Origin of the sequence: Candidatus Accumulibacter sp. ACC007 (genome assembly GCF_907163205.1) — a bacterium.
GTDB lineage: Bacteria > Pseudomonadota > Gammaproteobacteria > Burkholderiales > Rhodocyclaceae > Accumulibacter > Accumulibacter regalis.
In genome coordinates, this window is the sequence record NZ_CAJQUD010000011.1 from 41,563 (window position 1) to 61,084 (window position 19,522).

Genomic DNA, 19,522 nt, shown 5'->3' on the forward strand with positions numbered 1-19,522 from the left:
GCCCTATTTGCTGTTGACCCACGCCAGCGGGTCAAGCGGTTTCCCATCGTGGCGGATTTCGAAGTATAAACCGGATTCCGGGTTGCCACCGGTGTTGCCGACCGTGGCAATGCTCTCGCCACCGCGGACATCGTCACCGACCTGTTTCAGCAGTGAATCGTTGTTGGCGTACACCGACAGGTAGTCGCTACCGTGGTCGACGATGAGCAGATTTCCGAACCCGCGCATCCATTCGGCAAAGACGACGCGGCCAGCGGCGATGCTGTGCACGTCGCTGCCTGTGCCGGCACGGATGAACAGCCCCTTCCAGGTGCTTCCTTCCTGGCGCGCGCTACCAAAGCGATTGCTTACCGACCCCTTTGTGGGCAGGCGCAGGGAACCCTTCATTTTCGCCAGGTTGCCGACGAAAGCTTCGGCCGGCGGGGTCGCACGCGGCGCTTCCTGGCGCGCTGCCGGCGGTGCTGCCGGCGGTGCTTCGCGGCGGATTTCCGGGCGGGGAGGCTCGCTTTCCGGCTGCGCTCTGCCAGCCCCGGCATCGGGCGGTGCCGGCTTGTGCTGGCGGGCTGTGCGCTGTGCCTCCTGGCGGGCAATTTCCTGCTGCGCCAAGGCCCGTTCCCGTTGCGCCGCCGCCTGGCGCTCGCTTGCCTGGCGCTCGGCTTCCCGGCGTGCTTCGGCAGCTTTGGCGGCGATGATTCTCGACAAGCGCTCGACGAGGTTGGTCAGGCGCGCCTCGTCCCGTTGCAGCTTGCCGATTTCACGTCTCTGCGTGGTGATCTGTTCAGACAGTCCATCCAGCGTCGCCTGGCGTTGCGCGCGCTGAGCGAGCAGCTTGGCATGTTCCTCGCGCTGCTTGTCCTCCGCGGCAGCGAGTTGCGCCGCCTGCTCGCGGGCGTCGACGGCCAAAGCCTTTTGGCGCTGCAGGTTGGTTTCGATCTCCAGGAGAAGCTGGCTGCGTGCCCGTCCAATCGCTTCCAGGTAGTGCAGGTCACGCGCCAGCTGGTGCGGGTCGTCACCGTTGAGAAACAGCTGCAGCGCATCCGGATTGCCACGCAGGTACTGCCTGTAGAGCAGTTTTTCGAGCTGTTGCTGCTGCAGGGTCAGCCCTTGCTCGAGCGCCTTGGCTTGGCCATCGAGGTCTTTGAGCTTGCCCTGTAGTGTGGCGATCTGCTCCTTGAGCTGGTGAAGGTCGCGCTGTGTCGATGAAATGGCGCGTTCGGCGTCCTTGAGTTGATCCGCCGATTCCTTGCGTGAACCTTCCGCAGCGACCATCTCCCGGCGCAGCGCTTCGATCTGGGTGCGCAAGGATTTCAGGTTGCCCTGCTTTTCGGCGACGTCGCCTGTCGAGCTGGCGGGAGAGTCCGGCCGCTCCTTGTTGCCGTCGGCGGCGAAAGCCGGCGTGAACAAGACGCTGGCGAGCACTGCAATGGCCAGGCTGCGTCCGAGTGCGCGGCGTGCCGAACGCACGGCTGCTGCGGGCAGGCGCGTGTCCTGGCGCTTCCCCGGAAGCCTTGCCGCGACGCCAGCCTTGGCGGCTGTGCGGGTCGGCGTTGCGTCGTCGAAAGGGCTTGCGGATGTGTTGGTCAATGAGCGGCGCACGCCTGGCTTAAACGTGAGTTGGCTGGAGAGGGACGGGAGGCCGAGATGGTGGCGAGGTGGTGGCAAATTGGCGAGGTCACGTGGCCGGTATCGCCGCTGGTAAGCGGGAACCCGGCGAGCGCGTCCAAGGCGTGTGCGGCACCCCTTGGCGGGTGGTTTTGTTCTATAATCGCGGATTATATGATAAACGGCGAGTCTGGCGTAACGTGCCTATCCGGACCAGCATCATCGACAAGCAGGAGCATATCGAACAAGCGGCACGGGCGCTCAAATCGATCTCGCATCCCTTGCGTCTTAAGATTCTGTGTGTGATTGGTGACCAGGATGCTTGTGTGCAAGAGATCGTCGACGCTGTCGGGACTTCGCAAAGCAATATCTCCCAGCATCTTGCAATACTGCGCGAAAAGGGCGTTCTGCTCGCGCGCAAGGACGCCAACCGAGTTTACTATCGGGTTGGCGACGCGCGCACGCTGCAGTTGATTGGCATGATGCGCGAGGTGTTCTGCGGCGATTAGCGGCGCGTTGTCGCTGCCCGACCCGTCCTTGCCGGCGAGTGGGGTCGGGCCTCGCTCCCGGTGTGGCCCCGTTTTTTCGCCATGTTTGTGCCACGTTCTAGCCATGTTTCGCGTCAATTTCTGGAGTTTCGATTGGAATTCATACAGCAGAATCTTCTTCTGGTGGCCGTCGCTGTGGTCAGCGGCACGCTGCTGCTCGTGCTTTCGGTGCATCGCCCCGGTGGCGCGCGATCGCTGACCACCGCCCAGGCAACGATACTGATCAACCGCGAGAATGCGCAGTTGCTGGACATCCGTGAACCGAGCGAATACGTTGCCGGACACCCCGCCGACGCAATCAACATTCCTGTCGGGTCGCTCGACGAGCGGGCCGAGGAGTTGGCGTCGTTCAAGGACAATCCCTTGATTCTGATCTGTCAATCCGGCATGCGTTCATCCGCCGCCTGCTCCAAGCTGGCCAAGCTCGGTTTCTCCAGGCTGCACTCCCTCGAGGGCGGCGTCGGCGCGTGGGCCGAGGCTGGCCTGCCGTTGAAGAAGGGTTCGCGGAAGTGACCCAGTCGCCGCGGGTGCTGATGTACTCCACCGGCGTTTGCCCATTCTGCATCCGGGCCGAGCAACTGTTGCTTGCCCGCGGCGTGGCCATGATCGACAAGATTCGCATCGACCTCGATCCCGAGCGCCGCAGCGAGATGCTCGAGAAGACCGCCAGACGCACCGTCCCGCAAATCTACATCGGGGAGGTGCACGTCGGCGGTTTCGACGATCTCCTTGCTTTTGATCGGGCGGGCAAGTTGTTACCCTTGCTGGCGGGTGATCCCGTGTGACCACCGCTCGCCGAGTGACCGCGCGCTTCCCGGCAGTTCCCGGCACTTTCCCGCGCGCATTTTTTCCACCCCCAACCACAGGCCGAAAAACACCATGAGCGAACAAGAAACCCCGAACCCCGTTTTTTCCATCGAGAAGATCTACGTCAAGGACCTCTCGGTCGAAGTGCCCAATGCGCCGCAGATTTATCTCGAGCGCGAGACGCCAACGATCAACATCCAGTTGCAGACCAAGGCGCAGGGTATCGGCGAGGGGCTCTTCGAGGTCGCCTTGACGGCCACAGTGACCTCCAAGATAGAAGAGAAGACCGTTTTTCTCGTCGAGGTCGGTCAGGCGGGTATCTTCCGCGTTCAGCATGTGCCGAGCGAGAATATGGACGCCGTATTGTCGATTGCCTGCCCCAATATTCTCTACCCCTATGCTCGCGAAGTCGTTTCCGACGCCGTGACCCGTGCTGGTTTTGCGCCAGTAATGCTGCAGCCAGTGAATTTTGAAGCGCTTTACATGTCGCGCCTCCAACAGCAGCAGGCCGAAGCGGCGAAGGATGCGCCGAACGAGGAGCCGGGCGAAGCGACCATCCAGTAAGCAGGGGCGGCCAGAAAAAGGGGCCTTGCCAATGAAGCGATGGCTGAGCGTGTTGCTCGCGGCTGGTTCGGCTGTACCGGCGTTGGCGGTCGAGTTTCGCACGGTCGACACGGCGACCGTGCTCTACGATGCGCCTTCCCAGCGGGGCAATAAGCTTTTCGTCATCAAGCGCGATACACCGGTCGAGTTGGTCGTCCACCTCGAAGGCTGGGCAAAGGTGCGGGATTCGGACGGCGCCATGGCCTGGCTGGAGAGCAAGTACCTCGGCTTGCGGCATTCCGTGGTCGTCGTCGCCGCGCGTGCGCAAGTCCGGGAGAGCGCCGACGATGCCGCTGCGCTGGTCTTCGAAGCCGAGAGGAACGTCGCCCTCGATTACCTGGAAATCGTTCCCGGTGGCTGGGTAAAGGTCCGCCACCGTGATGGACAGTCCGGCTACGTCCGCGCCGACCAGATCTGGGGCCTGTGAATCGGTGAATACATGAAGTTGACGGTGCTGGGGGCCGGCGCCTGGGGTAGCGCGCTGGCCGCCGCTTTCTGCGATCGGCACACGGTCACGCTGTGGGCGCGCGGGCCGGAAGTGCTGCGTGCTCTGCGCGACAAGCGCGAAAACCCGCGCTATCTGCCGGGCCGCCGCTTTCCCGAGGCCTTGCACATCGGCGACGATTTCGCGACTGCCGTAGCCGACGCCGATCTGTTGTTGATCGCCACTCCGCTTGCCGGCCTGCGGCCGACGCTTTGCCGCTTGCGTGATGCCGCTGTTGCCAGCCCGCTGATCTGGGCGTGCAAGGGTCTGGAGGCCGAAACGGGCAAGCTGCCGCACCAGATTGTCGCCGAAGAACTGGGTGCGCAACGCTTGTGTGCTGCCTTGTCGGGGCCGAGCTTCGCCGACGAGGTGGCGCGCGGCCTGCCGACTGCGGTGACGCTGGCGGCCAACGACGCCGCATTTGGCCAACAGACGGCGCTGGCCCTGCATAGCCCGCGCTTTCGCATCTATGCCAACGACGATTTGCCCGGTGTTGAAGTCGGCGGCGCGGTGAAGAACATCATGGCCATTGCCACCGGCGTTTGCGATGGCCTTGGCCTTGGGCTTAACGCGCGCGCCGCGCTGATTACGCGTGGGCTCGCCGAGATAGCGCGCTTTGGTGTCGCTCTCGGTGGACAGGCGCAGACTTTCATGGGGCTGGCCGGGATCGGCGATCTGATCCTTACCTGCACCGGCGACTTGTCACGGAATCGCCGTGTCGGTCTGGAACTGGCCGCTGGCAAGACGCTGTCACAGATCCTTCGTGATCTCGGCCACGTTGCCGAGGGCGTCAGCACGACGCGCGAAGTTGCTCGCCTGGCGAGCCAGCTGGCAATAGAGATGCCCATCACGCAGGCCGTCGACGCCATGCTTTATCACGCTGAACCGGCAGCATCGGCGGTCGAAAAACTGCTCAGCCGGGATCCGAAGAACGAGGGTACATAGCCGGCGGCCAACATGGTTGCCGCCGGGAATCGTCTTGGCAGCTTCGGCGCTGACGAAACTTTCTCATCAGTTGGGGGTCAGACCGCGCTCTCGAACGCAGGTCGCGGTTTCCAGAAGCGGGTGCCGCTGCCACAAATGCGAAACCTTTAGCCCTCTATGATGCCTTCGCTGTCCAGTGAGCGCTGACAGCGTCGCCAGTGTTCGCTGCGGCCGTCACGTCACGTCACGCATCCCGGGCGCGCCGCGCAACCGGTGATCGTCACGCAGATCGTACGCTCGCCGCAGTGGCAAACCGCTGGCGGTGCATCACCCTGACCAACATACACGAAAGCTGATGGCTTTCGGGCACGGAAATTGCTAGATTTCTGGTGTGCCCAGCCATCAAGGAGGTAGGCAAACAATGTTCAAGAAACTGTTTTCTCGTCATTCGCTCGGCGGCAAGCTGCTGCCAAACCGCGTCGTCATGGCGCCAATGAACCGTAACCGTGCCACCGACTGGCAACTCGCGCCACCGGCGATGACCGCCAGATACTACGCACAGCGCGCTTCGGCCGGCCTGATCATTGCCGAGGGAACGCCGGTCTCGCCGCAGGCGCGCGGTTGTGCGCGCACGCCTGGCATCTACAGCGGCGCGCAGGTCGCCGGCTGGCGCAAGGTGACCAAAGACGTGCACCATGCCGGGGGCCGCATCTATTTGCAGCTCTGGCACGTCGGTCGCGTCGGCCATAGCAGCCTGCGCGCGGATCGCTCACCGCCGGTGGGGCCGACCGGAATCGGTCTGCACAGTGATCGGGTGCCGATCCTAAACGGCGGCGCCGAGCCGGTGATGGTGCCCTGCGATGCGCCGCGCGGGCTGACGACCGAGGAGGTGCGGCTGATCGTCACCGATTTCGTCCGCGCAGCGCGCAATGCCGTCGCCGCGGGTTTCGACGGCGTCGAGATTCACGCCGCAAACGGCTATTTGTTCGATCAGTTCCGCTGCCCCTACGTCAACGACCGTGCCGACGAGTATGGCGGTTCGCTGTCCAATCGCTGGCGCTTTCTCCTGGAGACCGTGCAGGCCGTTGCCGCGGCGATTGGCAGCGCGCGTGTCGGCGTACGCATCTCGCCACTGGGGACCGCGCACGAGATGCAACCTGATCCGGATCCCCTGGTCAGCTATGGCTACCTCGCGACGCGGCTGAAGCTCCTGCGCATCGCTCATCTGCACGTCTACGACCAGGAAGGGAGCTGGATCCACGATCGGCAGGGCGATCTGCTGCCGCACCTGCGCGCCTGCTTCCCGGGAACGATGATTCTTTGCGGAGGCTTCGACCGCGAGCGTGCGGAAGTGGCGCTGCGTGCCGGTCGCGGCGATCTGATTGCCTTCGGCAAGCACTTCATCGCCAACCCGGATCTCGTCGATCGCCTGCGCATCGGGGCGCCGTTGGCACCCTGGAACTCGACGACGATCTACAAGGGCGGAGCGAAGGGCTACGTCGACTATCCGGCGCTAGACGTGGCCGCCGTGACGGCCGCCTGAGCGGCACTTGCACAATGCAGAAGGGGCTCGTGACCCCCCCGGCCGAGATGCTTTCCGCGGCGGCATCAAGGTTGCCCTTTCATCCCTGAAAGCGCGGGCGGTGCGCCTGTAGCGCGATGAGCACCGCCAGCGGCCAGTGGAATAGCAGCCAGAGCTCGTCCGGATTATCGATCAGGCGGTTGCCATCGAAGTTGAGCATAATTGCCCCGGCGGCCAGGCAGAGCGCCCAGGGGGTGTTCCGCCGCCAACCGCCGACCAGGGACCACAGGAGCATTGCCACGAGCAAGGACAGGCCGATCGCGCCACCTAACAGGGCCTGCGCGACGAAAATGCTGTGTGAGTGGGCAATGCGGAGCGCGGCGGAAACATCCAGGCTCGAGTGAATGGCGTGGCCATAACCGCAGCCAAGGAGCCAGCCGCACTCGCGCATTTCGCCAAATACCTTGCCCCAAAGCTCGAAGCGGTAACTGTCGGCACGGGCGACAAGACTCCAGCTCTGCACAGTCTCGGCCCCGCCAGCCAGGCCCAGGTAAGCGACGACCAGCGCCGCCAGCCCGGCGAGAATTGCCAGGCCGGCCACAGAGCGCCTGCGCAGCAGCAGGAAAAGGACTACGGCAGCGAAGCCAACCAGGCCGGTACGGCTTTGCAGCCCTTGCAACATGCAAAAAAGCATCAGCACCGTTGCCAGGGAAAGCTCCGCGTAGCGCTTGCGCACCAGCCAGTCTTCTATTGCCAGCGCCCAGAGAGAAACCAGGAACATCGATGTATAGATAGGACCTGTCATGCGTGCAGGCAACCACAGGACCTGCTCGCCGAAGGCGTAGGCCCCGCTCAGCCAGAGATAGACGCACGCCACCAGGACATAGCTCAAAGCCAGCCAGAACGCCATGCGCCGCAGCAACTCGGCTTGCCACCATGACGGATCGACGGTCACGATCACGACACTGTAGAAAAGAAACACGTACACCACATCCTTGATCCGGTCGTAGCCCGCCGGCCCCCACGCCATTGCCGACAAGGCGCCGTACGACAGCCAGGCAACGAAGAGCAGAAATCCGGTCTCTCGCCAGGGAAGCTCTCGCCAGCGGCGGCTGACGACGAACAGCCCGGGCAATGCGACCAGCGCATAGAAGACGTTGTTGACCGACTTGGCGGTAGGCAGCACCAGAAAGGCCAGCCAGAAGCAGGCAAGGGCCAGTGCAAAGTAATTCCTTGCTAGCCACGGACGGCTGCAATCAAGCATCATTGGCGCGCTCCGCAGGCCCTCGCCGCCGACGCCGCCACTGGCGACGGGACGACTGAAGCCTGTTCTGATGACGCGGGCGACACTCCGTCGGCCGACACCACAAAGCCGTCTTCGGCTCCCGCGTCGCCCGACGCTGTGGTGGTTGCGGACCAGCGCTCGCACTTCAACTGGATGAAATGGAAGTAGGGATAGTCGAGGCCATCGGCGAACGAATTGCTCAGTTCGCCGCGCTGCCAGTGCCACCACTCGGGAAAGCTGCGCGATCCATCGCGCCAGGGAATGCGCCCGCCGGGTGTCGAGTAGGCCTCTTCGAACAGGGCGCGCTGCCGATACGGATTGCGACGGTCGGCAAGTCGCCTGGCCCATTGCGGCCAGTTCTTGTGGCGAATGAAGATGCGCGAGAATGGCCCTTCGTCGAAGGCGTGGTGTTCCTGAGAAGCCAACATCCGCGCCCAGTCAGGCACCCGCATGAACAGATCGCGCATGTCCTGCGTGTTGCGCAGTACGCAGAAGTGCCCGGAAACTCGGTTGGCATGGGTGGAGATGAGGTCGTAGTGCAGACGCGGCGCGAGATAGCGTTCGAGGTCGCCGTAGATCACGTCGATGTCGCTGAACCCCCAGAAGTCGAAGCCCCGCAGTTCCTCCTGGTGCACACGGCCGAGACAAGGCTTGAGGTCGCAGAGCTTGTACGGATTCTCCGGCGCGAAGACGATGCCGAGCGCATTGGAGACTCGCCGACAGTAGTCGACAAAGCTGCTGTCCACGAAACGCGTGTTGGCCGGTACGTTCTCGGGAACGCCGCAGTCGGTGTAAAACAGCCACTGGATACCGGGGTTCCAGCGCACGCTTTCCAGGAAGTGGGAAAACCAGAATGGCCAGCGACCGAAGTAGGGGATTACCAGGCAGAGGCGCAGTCCCGCCGCCGTCTCGGTCTCCGCGCCGTCCGACATCCGCCCGCGCACGCGCGTCATCAGCTACGAAAAATCAGGCCGCGATCACAGACCAGGAAGTCGATGCGGTTGTCAGCCAGCGCCTGCAAGGCTTCCTGTGGCGTGTTGATGATCGGCTCTTCGTGGGCATTGAAACTGGTATTGACCAGGCACGGCACTCCGGAAAGCTCCTTGAACTGGGCCAGGATGTCGTAGTACAGGGGGTTGTCGTCGCGGTAAACGATCTGCGGCCGGGCCGTGCCGTCGACGTGCACCACGGCCGGAATGCTCGACTGGTAGGCAGCGCGCACGCCCGTGGTTGTCGTCATGAAGCGGCAGGCGTAGCGGTTTCGGTCGTCGATCTCGAAGACCTTCTCGGCATCCTGGTCCAGCACGTAGGGCGCAAAGGGCATGAATTCTGTACGTTCCAGGCGCTTGTTGATGCTGTCGTTGACTTCGCGCCTGGTCGGGCTGGCGAGGATGCTGCGCGCACCCAGTGCACGCGGCCCCATCTCCATGCCGCCTGCGAAGACCGCGCCGACCAGTCCTTCGACGAGCAGCCTTGCTGTCGTCAGTGCCGGCTCGCCGTCGGGTTGCAGGCGGAAGCGGCTGTCGGCGGCAGCCATCAGGTCGGTTCCACTATATGCGTAGCCGTAATAGAGATCGGTGAACCGTCCGCGCTGCAGCCCGGCGACGCCGCCGTGCCTGCGCAGCAGGCTGTCGATGGCGCAACCCACCGGCAGGCCCTCGTCGCTCATCGCCGGAAAGACGAAAATCTCTTCGATTCCCGGCATCTCGACGATGCGCTGGTTGAGCCGCACGTTCGAGAAGAGGCCGCCGCTCAGTCCGAGACGCGTTGCCGGATGGCGCTTGCGCAGACTGCGGATCCAGGCAAGGGTAACCTCCTCGGCGGCGGTCTGGATCGAAGCCGCGATGTCCTCGCGGCGCATGCCACTAAAGATTTTCTGCAGAAATGCCTTGAGTTCGGCGTAGCCCTGCATGCGGCTGGCGATGTGTCCGTCGTCGCCAATCAGGTACTGATCGCGAATCGCGTCTGCAGCGAGTGGCTTGCCGAAGGCGGCGAGACCGGTGATCTTGCCCTCGTGGCGAAGCGGCGTAAAGCCGCAGATTTCGGTCGTGTAGGCGTAGGCCAGAGCGACCGATGCCGCCGGATCCTGGGCCTCGGTGAGCAGGATCTCGTCTTCGCCCTGATGGCAGACGAGCTGGCCATCTTTCAGTTCATAGGCGGAGTAGAAAGCGTGATCGCCGCCACCGTCAAACGACAGGTAAAGTCCCGTCTGCCAGTCGGTGTACATCACACTGCCGAGGATATGCGCCTTGTGATGATTGACGAAGTCGATTTCCGTATCCGGGCGCAGCTGCAGCGCCTTGCGCAGTGCCGGCAGATCCACCACCGACGACTCGTCGAGCGTGCGCAGCCGGTACATTTCGCGGTACAGGTTGCGTAAGCGGCTGCCATCGCGCAAACGGTCCACGAAGTCCTTGGCGGGGCGCGAAGTGCGCTTGTAGGCGGAGAGCGGGATCTTGATGCGCGTCATCGCCAGCACGTCGATCTGCGGGCGTTGAATGCCGGCGATGCGTAGTACCTCGTCGATGGCGGCAAGGGCAAATACCCCGCCGTGGTTCTTGATTCGACTCAGGCGTTCTTCCTTGCAGAAGGCCACCAGCTGCTGGTTCTTGAACAGTGCGGCACCGGCATCATGCCCGGTGTGGATACCCAGGATGTACATTCAACCGCTTTCGACGAGAGTTTTTCGGTTCCGGCGGCGGCTCGCGATGCCACCGGGGAATGGCCTCCAGGACACGGGCTTCCCTTCGGGGCTCCTGCGCAAGCTTCGCGGCAAGAGAAGCCACCCAGGCGTGATTGTATCCCGATGTATCCCGAGCCGGCGTCGCTGCCTTGTTGTTGCCGGGATTACTCCCAGCCGACGCTGTACGGAAAGCCGAGCAAGCGTCGGATCACCGGCTTGCGAAGCGGCGGCTGCAAGGCGTCGGCAATGGCGCGGGCGATGCTGTCGTAGCCGAAGCGGGCTTGTGCCAGCGCGCAACCGGCCGCGGCGATGCTGTCTGCCAGCTCGGGGTCGGCGCGCAGGCGCTGCAGCTTGGCCTGACAGTCGTCCAGGTTTCGGTACAGCACGACGTTGTGCATGTCCTGCAAACCGAGAGCGGTGTTTTCGGCGTCTCCCTGATCGAAGGCGAAAAGCATGCAGCCACAGGCCATGGCCTCGAAGTTCTTGATCATGTATTCGCCCATGCCAACGTCGGCGCTGACGAAGAAACGGATGCGGTTGAGCATCTCGACGTACTCCTCGCCGGACTTGGTGCGCGTGACGAGCAGCTTCTCGCGCTCCGCCAGCGCCTCGAGAAAGCTCCGCCGGCCGTCGTAGGCCTGGTTCTGGATGCTGCCCAGGAAGGCCAGTTCGATGTCGCGCGGCAGGCTGCGATTGCACATCGCCTGCTGGTCGTAGCCCTTGGGTACAAACGCCGCGTCGATACCTTCGGCGCGAAGATGCTCGACGACCAGGAAACCGGAAGAGATTACCCGTACCCAGGGCAGCGCCGCGTAGTGCTTCGAAAAGGCGCCCTGGTACTTGCCGGGGATGTAGTTCTGGTAGGCGTCGTGTTCGAGAAAAACCAGTCGCGGCAGGGCACGCAGGAAACGGCGTTGGCGAATCTCTTTCTTGAAGCGTAGAAAAAGAACGATTCGCTCGTAAGCGGTGACGTCGACGTTCTTGAAATAGCTGCGCAGGTCCGCTTGCTGCGCGCTGTTCAGGCGACGAATTTCGCCCTCGCCGGCAGCCGCGACGATGGCCTCGTAAAGCTCGTCAAGAATGACTCGCTGTTCGTCCTGAACCAACAGCAGGATTCTCATGACGCAGTTCTCCTCTCAGGTGCTCGTTTGCAGACCCTTACCATAGCGCGCCCAGCGCTGCGCCGATGGCCAGGCCGAGCAGGAGCCACAACAGCGAGCGCTGTCGGGCGCGGCGCTCGCGATGCTTGCGCTTGACGCGGTCGCTGCTGCTGACCACGTGCTCTCCCCAGCCGGTGTGGGCGACCGCATCGTTTTCCAGGATCACCGCGCGGTAGCCGTGCTCGGCGTACCAGCGAGCCACCGCCTTCTCCTCGCCGCCGGTCGCGCCGTAGCTGCCCAGGCGCTGGTAGTCTGCCACTCGCCGCAGGCCAGGGTTGAACGAGAAGCCCTGCCAGCCGGCCTTCTCCGAAGTCAGGCCATAGAAGGCGACCCCGTCCAGCAACTCGCGTGCCCCGAGTCCGTGGAAAGGGCTGTGCACGAGCAGGTCGTGGTAGTAGCTGCGCAGCCAGACCTGCAGGGTGTTTGCGCTTTTCTCGAGGATCAGTTTCGAATCCTCGATGAAGCCCGGTCGGTGGAACTCCCAGTCGTCCTCGCAGTGAAAGATGTACGGTGTTTCCACGCGGCTGTAGGCGGCATCGATGGAGCGAATCTGGCCAAGCGGTGGTCGGTTGAGGATCACTTGCGTGTGCTCGCGCCAGTCCTCGGGCAGCGCCTCGAACACACCCTCGTCACCACTGTCTTCGGTGATGATGCAGGTCCGGATCGGGTAGGTGTTGAAGCGTGCGAAGCTTTCCAGGGTGCGCCTGAGGAGATCGAATCGCCCACAACTGGTCAACACCAGAGTCACGTCGCTATCTGCGGCAAAGGCCTGGCCGCTCATGTTGATCTCCCGTCATTCGCCGCTACGTTCGATGGCCTGTGCGCGCTGGCTGGCCAGCCAGCATGCCAGCGCACCTCAGACCCCTGCATGGCATTCGCTCCCGCTGTGCAGGCAGGGCTGCGCCCAGAACTGGCGGCGTGCGGCGGCCAGCGAGAAGTGGGCCTCAAGATGTGCCAGTTGTGCGGCAACGAGCTCCGTCCGGGCAGGCTCGTGCAAGGCCCTGACGGCGAGCATGCACTGGCACAGGCTCTCGACGTCGCCGAGAGCAAACCGCCACTCGCTGGCCGCGACCACTTCGCGGGCACCGCCACAATCGGTGCTGAGCACCGCGATTCCGGCAGCCATGGCCTCCAGAAGCACCATTCCGAAGGGCTCGTGATCCGAGCTCAGGACAAAGCTGTCGAAGGCGCGGAAGTAGCGGTCCATGGCCGGCACCTGGCCGAGAAAGCGGACACGGTCAGCGACGCCCAACTCGGCGGCCAGGGCCTGCAGCGATTCATCCAGGCGCCCGCGCCCGGCAATTGCCAGCAGTGCGCCGGCCGGCGGCAGGCGGGCAAAGGCGCGGATCAGTGTCGCCTGGTCCTTGTCCGGGTGCAGGCGGCCGACATTGCCGAAGACGTAGGCGTCGGGCGGCAGATCGAGCGCGCGCCGCGCCTCGTTCCTGGGAAGCTGGCGAGCTTGCAAGGCCACCAGTTCGATGTGGTTGTATTGGGTCTGGATGCGCCCCGCGGGCCAGCGCGGCAGGCACGCGCGAATGTCGTCGCGCACGGCATTGGAGACCCCGAGCAATGCCAGCCGCTTGGCGAAGGCGCCGGCAAGCAGGCGCCGTCCCAGGCGCTGGTAGTCGCCAAAGGCGTGATGCACGCCGATGACCGGGATGTCCAGCGCCAGGCAGCAGGCGTAGATCGGCTTGAAGCGGTGGGCAATGGCCAGGGAGAAGGCGTGCGTCTGCTGCAGCTTGCGCAATTTCCAGAGGGCCGCCAGCTTCAGTCCGCGCACCTGTCGCGAGTCGAAGCCGAGAAACAGCACTTCGTCGCCGCCCGAGTTGCGCACCACTTCGCTGTCCGGTTCGCCGGTGAGGTATACGGTCGTCATCGTCCAGCCCTGGCCCGCGAATAGCCTGGCCCACTGGCAGGCGACATCCGTGAACGGCGCGCCATAGCTGTGGCAGAGCTGCAGCACGCGGCGCGATTCAGCCGACATCGTCGTGGTCCTCCATGTTGATTGGCTGCTGCTGGCCCTGCGCAATCCTGCGGCCGCGCCGGGCGCTCGAGGTTGGCAAGTATACCGCGCCAGCCATGGCCTGCGCTGATCCCGCACGCAGGGCAAACGGCGCCGTAATTGGTTTATCCTTGCGCCCGTGGCGGTGGCGTGCTTGCCCCGTTCAACGACCACCCACCACGAGCACCCGGAGATCCCTCCGGGCGCAGCGAACAGCGAGGATTCCCGCCGTCATGACCCGCCTCTGCACACGCTCCGCCGACGCATGTTGAATCGGCTGCGAGTCTGGCGCGAGCGCGGCTGGAGCGAAATCGATGCCGCGGCGTATGCCACCGCGTGGCAGCGCTTCGGCGGCAGCGTGTTCACCCATCCGGCAGTCGTCGAGCGACTCTCGGCGCTGGCGGGAATCCGGGTGCGCTACCTAGGCTGCCCTTCCGGCGAAGATTTAGTGGCGGCGATTCCCTGCTGGGGGCGCCACTTGGCGCTGTCGAAGGCGGTGTTGAAACAGCGCGGCCAGCGCGACCTGTTTGATCTGGGCAACGCCGAGGTGATCCTGCCGATTGCCGCACACGCCTGCGTGCCGGTGCGCCAGCACATGCGTTACGTGTCGGAGCTCAACGCCGGACGGATCGGCGAACTCAAGGCGCAGCCGGAAGGCCTGGCGCTGGCGCGTGCGCCCGAGGACTACTCGAAGAAGTTTCGCTACAACCAGCGTCGCGAGCTTCGCCTGCTCGAAGAGGCAGGCGGGCAGGTACGCCAGATGTGCGACTTTTCGCCGTGCGAGCAGGCCGCCATGTATGCCGATCTCTTTCAGCGTCGCTGGGGTTTTGCGGCCAGGGGCCACGAGCATCTGGCTGAGGTGTTCACGCTACTGCGCGAGTTCATGACCGGCGCCGTCCTGTTGCGTAACGAGCAGCCGATGGCGGTCCAGATTCTCTATCGCGTCGAAGCCCCGGCGTGGATTTCTCTGGAATACATCAATGGCGGTGTCGATCCCGCAACGCGTGATTTCAGCCCGGGAAGCGTGCTCAGTTTCATCAATACGCAGAGCGCCTGGGCAGAGGCGCGCGCGCTCGGCAAGCCCTTGCGCTTTTCCTTTGGCCGTGCCGATCGCGAGTATAAGGATCGCTGGTGCCACCGGGTGCCGGCGTATCAAATATAGAGTGCACGAAAGAGCGTAGTCATGAACATGCCTCGCCTGGCGAGCGGGGCCACCGTCCGAGAGCACCCATGAGTTCGAGAAAACAGCAATTGCTGAAGCGACACCGCCAGCACAAGCGCTTCCTCCTGTTGGTCGCGCTGCTGCTGCTCGCCGCGCTCGGGGTCTTCGTCGCCTGGTGGCTGCCGCCGGTATTGTTGCTGCCTGGCTGGGTGGCGCACGAAGCCTGGTTTGCCGACCACCTCTTCTATTCGCCGCAGGACGACTACCAATACCACTTCCCGGCCGAAACGGCGCAGCAGAAGGTCTCGCTGATCGCCGGGCGCGTGCAGTTGAGCGCGCCGCTGGCAGCTGGCGAGACCCTGATTCTCGAGCTGCATTTGCAGAGCACCCTGCTTGGCCACTGCCTGGACCCCCACGTCGTTCTCGGCGACGACCGGCAGGACTTCGAGCGCGCTGTCAACGGGCGGCGCTATCTGAACCTCTCCGGGCAGGCCGCGGCCCTCGCCAGGAATGAGTTGTCGATCAGTGGCCGCTTCTGCCGCCTGCCGCCGACAGCCATCCTGCACGTGCTGGACAACCCCGACTACGCCCAGCGGCGCATGATGCTCATCGCGCCACACGCCGACGACGCCGAACTGGCGGCCTATGGCCTGTACAGCCGTGCTGCAGGGTTCGCTCGCTCGCGCGATAATTGCGGGGTGACCATCGTGACCCTGACACAGGGCGAGATCGAGGCGGGTCGGTATCAGTTCCTGGGCCTGGATAGCGCCGCTGCGGCGCGCCTGAAGGGGCGTCTGCGGACCTGGGACAGCCTGGCCGTACCGCTCTGGGGAGGCGTTGCGCAGAGCTGCTGCGTGCAGTTGGGCTACTACTGCCTGCAGTTGCCGGCGATGCTCGCCGAACCCGAGCAATCGTTTGCTTCACGCGAGTCCGGGGCGACAGACGTGCGCCAGGCGCGAGCGCACAACCCGCTCCCCCTGCCAGCGGACGCCGACGGTTTGCCGTCCGGCAAGAACCTGCTCGCCGATCTGGTGGCGTTGCTCGAGCACTTCCGCCCCGAAGTGGTCGTCATGCCGCACCCCGAGCTCGACCCGCACGCCGATCACATTGCCGGTACGCAGGCACTGCTGCAAGCGGTCGAGGGCTCGTTCTGGAAGCCGGAAATTGGTCTCCTCTATGCCAATCACCTGCACGACAACGACCGTTGGCCGATGGGCCCGGCCGGGCAGGGAATCGCCTTGCCGCCGGCGCTGGCGCCATTGCCGCCCGACGCGCTGTGGAGCCCCTGCCTGAGCCCGGCAGCGCAGATCGACAAGGCCATGGCATTGGCCATGCAGCACGACCTGCAGGGCACGCTGCCCTGCAAGAAGCGCCTGCGGCGGACGATCCAGAAACTGCTCGCCGCTCGCCAGTGGCCTGCCAGCGGTGAGAACGAATTTTTCCGCAAGGCTGTTCGCCGGCACGAGCTGTTCTGGGTTCGCCAGCTGGAACAGTGAGGGAGCGCCTGAGCGCGGCAAGCGTATAATGTGGTGCTCGACGATGTCGCTGATCAAAGCTGTTTTTTATGGGGAGTAGGCCAGATGGCCTTGTACGAATCCGAGCACACCAAGTTCATGCGCGAGATGATGGCCAAGCATCCCGAGTGGCTTGACGACCAACGTCGCGGGCGGGCGATCTTCTGGGACAGGAAGACCGATCTCGACGAGCAGAAAGCCTACCGGGAAGCCGGCGACCCGCCGCGGCCCTATCCTTACGACGTGAATTTCGAACAGCAGTAAGCTTCTTCAGGGGGTTTGCGCAAGAAGTGACCGGCCCGCGCAGGGCGCGGGCGCTTTTTAGCGTTGTTCCGGCTCGATCTGGAGACTGGGTACGGCGGTGCCATGGCCCGGCCGCGGCGCCGCCAGCCTAGCTGGCCAGGGGCTTGATGACGCGCTTGACCGCCGGGTCGTCGGGATGCGGGTGGATGGTGAAACCAAGCTTGCTCATCAGACTGAACATCTTGGAGTTCATCGACAGCACGTCGCCGACGACGGTCCGGTAGCCTTTGGCCCGCGCGCAGGCGATCAGCGCACTCATCAGCTTGCGTCCAACGCCGTGTTTTTGCCAGTCATCGGCGATTGCCAGGGCAAACTCGACTGATTCGCCGTCCGGGTTGGTGACGTAGCGGGCAACGCCGATCTGGACTTCCTTGCCTTCTGCGTCGAGGATCGTCGCGACCAGCGCCATTTCGCGGTCGTAGTCGATCTGCGTGAAACGCACGAGCATGGTCTGCGTCAGCTCGCGAATGGTGTCCATGAAACGGTAGTACTTGCTTTCGTCGGACATCGCGATGACGAACTCCTTTTCGCGCTCGGCGTCTTCCGGGCGGATCGGGCGAATGGTTACCACGCGGCCATCGGGCAGTTCCCATTCCTGGATCAGATGCACCGGGTAGGGGTGGATCGCCATGTGCGAATAGCGGTCGCCCGACGGTGCCGCGTAGTCGATCACGATGCGCGCGTCCGCAGCGATGGCACCGTTCTCGTCGACGATCAGCGGGTTCAGGTCGAGTTCGTGCAGTGATGGCAGTTCGCAGATCATTTGCGAGACGTGCAGCAGTACGTCTTCGAGCGCTTCGAGGTTGATCGGCGGCATGTTGCGGAACTCGCCGAGCAGCTTCGAAGCGCGCGTCGACGCGATCAGGTCGCGGGCCAGGAAGCGGTTGAGCGGCGGCAAGGCGACGGCCCGGTCGCTGAACACCTCGACTTCGGCGCCGCCGGCGCCGAAGGTGATGATCGGACCAAAGATCGGATCGCGCGAGACGCCGATCATCAGCTCGCGGCCGTTCGGGCGCGCCAGGTAGGGTTCGATCGATACGCCATTGATGCGTGCCGTCGGGTGCCGCTTCTTGATCGTCTCGATGATGTCGTGATAGGCGTTGCGAACCGCCGGCGCGTTGGTGATGTTCAGCCGCACGCCGCCGACTTCGCTCTTGTGCACGATGTCCGGCGAATCGATTTTCATGGCGATAGGGAAGCCAATCTGTTCGGCGAGCAGCAGCGATTCGGTCGGCGTGTGCGCGACCATGGTCTGCGCGACGGGAATGCGGAAGGCGCGCAGGATCGCTTTTGATTCCATTTCCGAGAGGATCTTGCGGCGCTCGTGCAATACCGCGTCGATCAACATCTTGGACCCTTCGGTTTCCGGGCGGGCGTGCTTGGACAGGGGGGCCGGTGTCTGCAAGAGCAGCTTCTGGTTCCAGTAGTAGGTCGAGATGTGGTAATAGAGTTCGATGGCGGTTTCGGGCATCCGGAAGGACGGGATGCCGGCCTCTTCCAGCATGCTGCGCGATTCACCGACCTGTTCCTCGCCCATCCAGCAGGTGAGAATCGGCTTGGCGGTCAGCAGGTCCACCTCGATGACCGCCTTGGCGACTTCCATCGGTTCGGTCATTGCCTGCGGTGAGAGCATGACCAGAACGCCGTCGACTTCGCTGTCCTCGGCAACGGCGAGAATCGCATCGTGATAGCGCTTGGGTGTCGCATCCCCCTCGATGTCTACCGGATTTCTTTGCGACCAGGTTCCCGGCATTGCCGCATTGAGCGCTTGCATGGTGCTTGGCGACAACTCGGCGAGGGGAATTTCGAGGTCGCCGGCGCGGTCGGCGGCCATGGCTCCCGGTCCGCCACCGTTGGTGATGATCGCCAGTCGCTTGCCTTGCGGACGGAATTTCGAGGCCAGCGCTTTGGCGGCGTAGAACAGCTGCCCGATGTTTTTTACGCGCACCACGCCGGCACGGCGCACGGCCGCATCGAAGACGATGTCCGAACCGCCGGCCATGCCGGAGTGCGTTTCGACGGCGGCCAGCCCGCCGGCGTGGCGACCGGCCTTGAGCAGGACAATCGGCTTGATGCGTGCCGCCGAACGTAGCGCGCTCATGAAGCGCCGGGCGTCGCGAATGCCTTCGACGTAGAGCAGGATGTAGTGGCTGCGGTTGTCGTAGATCAGGTAGTCGAGGATTTCACCGAAATCGACGTCGGCAGTCCCACCCAGCGAGATGACGCTGGAGAAGCCGATGCGGTTGCTCGCCGCCCAGTCGAGGACCGCCGAGCAGATGGCGCCCGACTGCGCGACCAGCGCCAGATTGCCGACGTGCGCGTGCACGCTGGCAAAGGTGGCATTCAGTCCGAGGTCGGGGCGAATGATCCCCAGGCAGTTGGGGCCCAGTAGGCGAACGCCGTAGCTGCGTGCGATTTCCATCATCTTGCGTTCGAGCGCGGCGCCCGAGTGACCGGCTTCGGCAAAGCCGGACGAGATGACGATGGCGTTCTTGACGCCGCTGCGACCGCATTGCTCGATGATCTTCGGAACGGTCTGCGGCCTAGTGACGACGATCGCCAGTTCGACGCGAGCGCTGATCTCCTCGATGGACTTGTAGGCCGGTACGCCCTGTACGTTGTCGTGCCCCTTGTTGATCGGGTAGAGACGACCCTTGTAGCCAGAATCGAGGATGTTCCTGAAGAGCACGTTGCCGACCGAATTCTCTCGGTCCGAAGCGCCGATGACCGCGACAGACTTGGGTTCAAACAGGGTGGTGAGGTAGTGATGTTCTAGCATGGGGGGCTTTCACCTCGTGTTTGAGAGGCGCGGTACGGGTGGATGTTGCACCGCATCAATTTATCACAGATGGTCTGTCAAGTCTCTAGATACGACGCTCTTGATGACGCCGCAGTGTGACATTAATCACCCCGCGAGAGCACC

The 19,522-nt window shown here is 63.8% G+C and carries 18 protein-coding genes; 10 read left to right on the plus strand and 8 right to left on the minus strand.

The features are described from left to right. Positions 1–3: 3 nt before the first annotated feature. Positions 4–1,584, minus strand: coding sequence for a peptidoglycan DD-metalloendopeptidase family protein (locus tag QZ634_RS20100; protein ID WP_291991273.1), 1,581 nt, complete (start codon positions 1,582–1,584; stop codon positions 4–6). A 218-nt stretch (positions 1,585–1,802) separates the two neighbouring features. Between QZ634_RS20100 and QZ634_RS20105 the strand changes: the two genes are divergently transcribed. The 7 genes from QZ634_RS20105 (at position 1,803) to QZ634_RS20135 (ending at position 6,511) form a co-directional block, all read left to right on the plus strand. Further along, positions 1,803–2,111, plus strand: a complete 309-nt coding sequence (locus tag QZ634_RS20105; RefSeq protein ID WP_042335199.1) for a metalloregulator ArsR/SmtB family transcription factor — start codon at positions 1,803–1,805, stop codon at positions 2,109–2,111. 132 nt (positions 2,112–2,243) lie between these two features. Next, complete coding sequence (locus tag QZ634_RS20110; RefSeq protein WP_291991274.1) at positions 2,244–2,663, plus strand: rhodanese-like domain-containing protein; 420 nt, start codon at positions 2,244–2,246, stop codon at positions 2,661–2,663. A gap of 20 nt (positions 2,664–2,683) precedes the next feature. Next, entirely contained in the window at positions 2,684–2,935 is a 252-nt protein-coding gene (gene grxC / locus QZ634_RS20115) for a glutaredoxin 3 (protein ID WP_291991334.1), read from the plus strand. A 94-nt stretch (positions 2,936–3,029) separates the two neighbouring features. Further along, entirely contained in the window at positions 3,030–3,521 is a 492-nt protein-coding gene (gene secB, locus QZ634_RS20120; RefSeq protein ID WP_291991275.1) for a protein-export chaperone SecB, read from the plus strand. A 31-nt stretch (positions 3,522–3,552) separates the two neighbouring features. Next, positions 3,553–3,987 carry an SH3 domain-containing protein gene (locus QZ634_RS20125; RefSeq protein WP_291991276.1) on the plus strand — a complete coding sequence of 145 codons (435 nt, stop codon included), beginning with the start codon at positions 3,553–3,555 and terminating at the stop codon, positions 3,985–3,987. Positions 3,988–3,999: 12 nt separating this feature from the next. Continuing rightward, positions 4,000–4,989, plus strand: a complete 990-nt coding sequence (locus QZ634_RS20130) for an NAD(P)H-dependent glycerol-3-phosphate dehydrogenase (RefSeq protein WP_291991277.1) — start codon at positions 4,000–4,002, stop codon at positions 4,987–4,989. Positions 4,990–5,389: 400 nt separating this feature from the next. Further along, positions 5,390–6,511, plus strand: a complete 1,122-nt coding sequence (locus QZ634_RS20135) for an alkene reductase (protein WP_291991278.1) — start codon at positions 5,390–5,392, stop codon at positions 6,509–6,511. Between the two features lie 79 nt (positions 6,512–6,590). Here QZ634_RS20135 and QZ634_RS20140 read toward each other — a convergent pair whose 3' ends face one another. The 6 genes from QZ634_RS20140 to QZ634_RS20165 all read right to left on the minus strand — a co-directional run bounded on the left by QZ634_RS20140 (position 6,591) and on the right by QZ634_RS20165 (position 13,602). Then, a complete protein-coding gene (locus QZ634_RS20140; protein WP_291991279.1) occupies positions 6,591–7,757 on the minus strand; it encodes an O-antigen ligase family protein in 1,167 nt (388 codons plus the stop codon). After that, positions 7,754–8,728, minus strand: coding sequence for a DUF6625 family protein (locus QZ634_RS20145; RefSeq protein WP_291991280.1), 975 nt, complete (start codon positions 8,726–8,728; stop codon positions 7,754–7,756). The genes QZ634_RS20140 and QZ634_RS20145 overlap by 4 nt, the downstream gene beginning before the upstream one ends. Next, complete coding sequence (locus QZ634_RS20150) at positions 8,728–10,437, minus strand: carbamoyltransferase C-terminal domain-containing protein (protein WP_291991281.1); 1,710 nt, start codon at positions 10,435–10,437, stop codon at positions 8,728–8,730. Before QZ634_RS20150 ends, QZ634_RS20145 begins: the two co-directional genes overlap by 1 nt. 185 nt (positions 10,438–10,622) lie before the next feature. After that, on the minus strand, positions 10,623–11,579 hold the full coding sequence (locus QZ634_RS20155) for a glycosyltransferase (RefSeq protein ID WP_291991282.1): 957 nt from the start codon (positions 11,577–11,579) through the stop codon (positions 10,623–10,625). Positions 11,580–11,616: 37 nt separating this feature from the next. After that, a complete protein-coding gene (locus tag QZ634_RS20160) occupies positions 11,617–12,399 on the minus strand; it encodes a glycosyltransferase family 2 protein (protein ID WP_291991283.1) in 783 nt (260 codons plus the stop codon). A 75-nt stretch (positions 12,400–12,474) separates the two neighbouring features. Then, positions 12,475–13,602 (minus strand): glycosyltransferase, encoded by a 1,128-nt coding sequence (locus tag QZ634_RS20165; protein WP_291991284.1) that lies wholly within the window; start codon positions 13,600–13,602, stop codon positions 12,475–12,477. A 283-nt stretch (positions 13,603–13,885) separates the two neighbouring features. Between QZ634_RS20165 and QZ634_RS20170 the strand changes: the two genes are divergently transcribed. The 3 genes from QZ634_RS20170 (at position 13,886) to QZ634_RS20180 (ending at position 16,560) form a co-directional block, all read left to right on the plus strand. Then, the gene (locus QZ634_RS20170) at positions 13,886–14,782 is read left to right on the plus strand and encodes a GNAT family N-acetyltransferase (RefSeq protein ID WP_291991285.1); all 897 of its coding nucleotides are present in this window, start codon (positions 13,886–13,888) and stop codon (positions 14,780–14,782) included. 68 nt (positions 14,783–14,850) lie between these two features. Next, a complete protein-coding gene (locus QZ634_RS20175) occupies positions 14,851–16,278 on the plus strand; it encodes a PIG-L family deacetylase (RefSeq protein WP_291991286.1) in 1,428 nt (475 codons plus the stop codon). A gap of 84 nt (positions 16,279–16,362) precedes the next feature. Further along, positions 16,363–16,560, plus strand: a complete 198-nt coding sequence (locus QZ634_RS20180) for a DUF3460 family protein (protein WP_291991287.1) — start codon at positions 16,363–16,365, stop codon at positions 16,558–16,560. Positions 16,561–16,687: 127 nt separating this feature from the next. Here QZ634_RS20180 and QZ634_RS20185 read toward each other — a convergent pair whose 3' ends face one another. Then, positions 16,688–19,378 carry a bifunctional acetate--CoA ligase family protein/GNAT family N-acetyltransferase gene (locus QZ634_RS20185; RefSeq protein WP_291991288.1) on the minus strand — a complete coding sequence of 897 codons (2,691 nt, stop codon included), beginning with the start codon at positions 19,376–19,378 and terminating at the stop codon, positions 16,688–16,690. Positions 19,379–19,522: the final 144 nt, after the last annotated feature.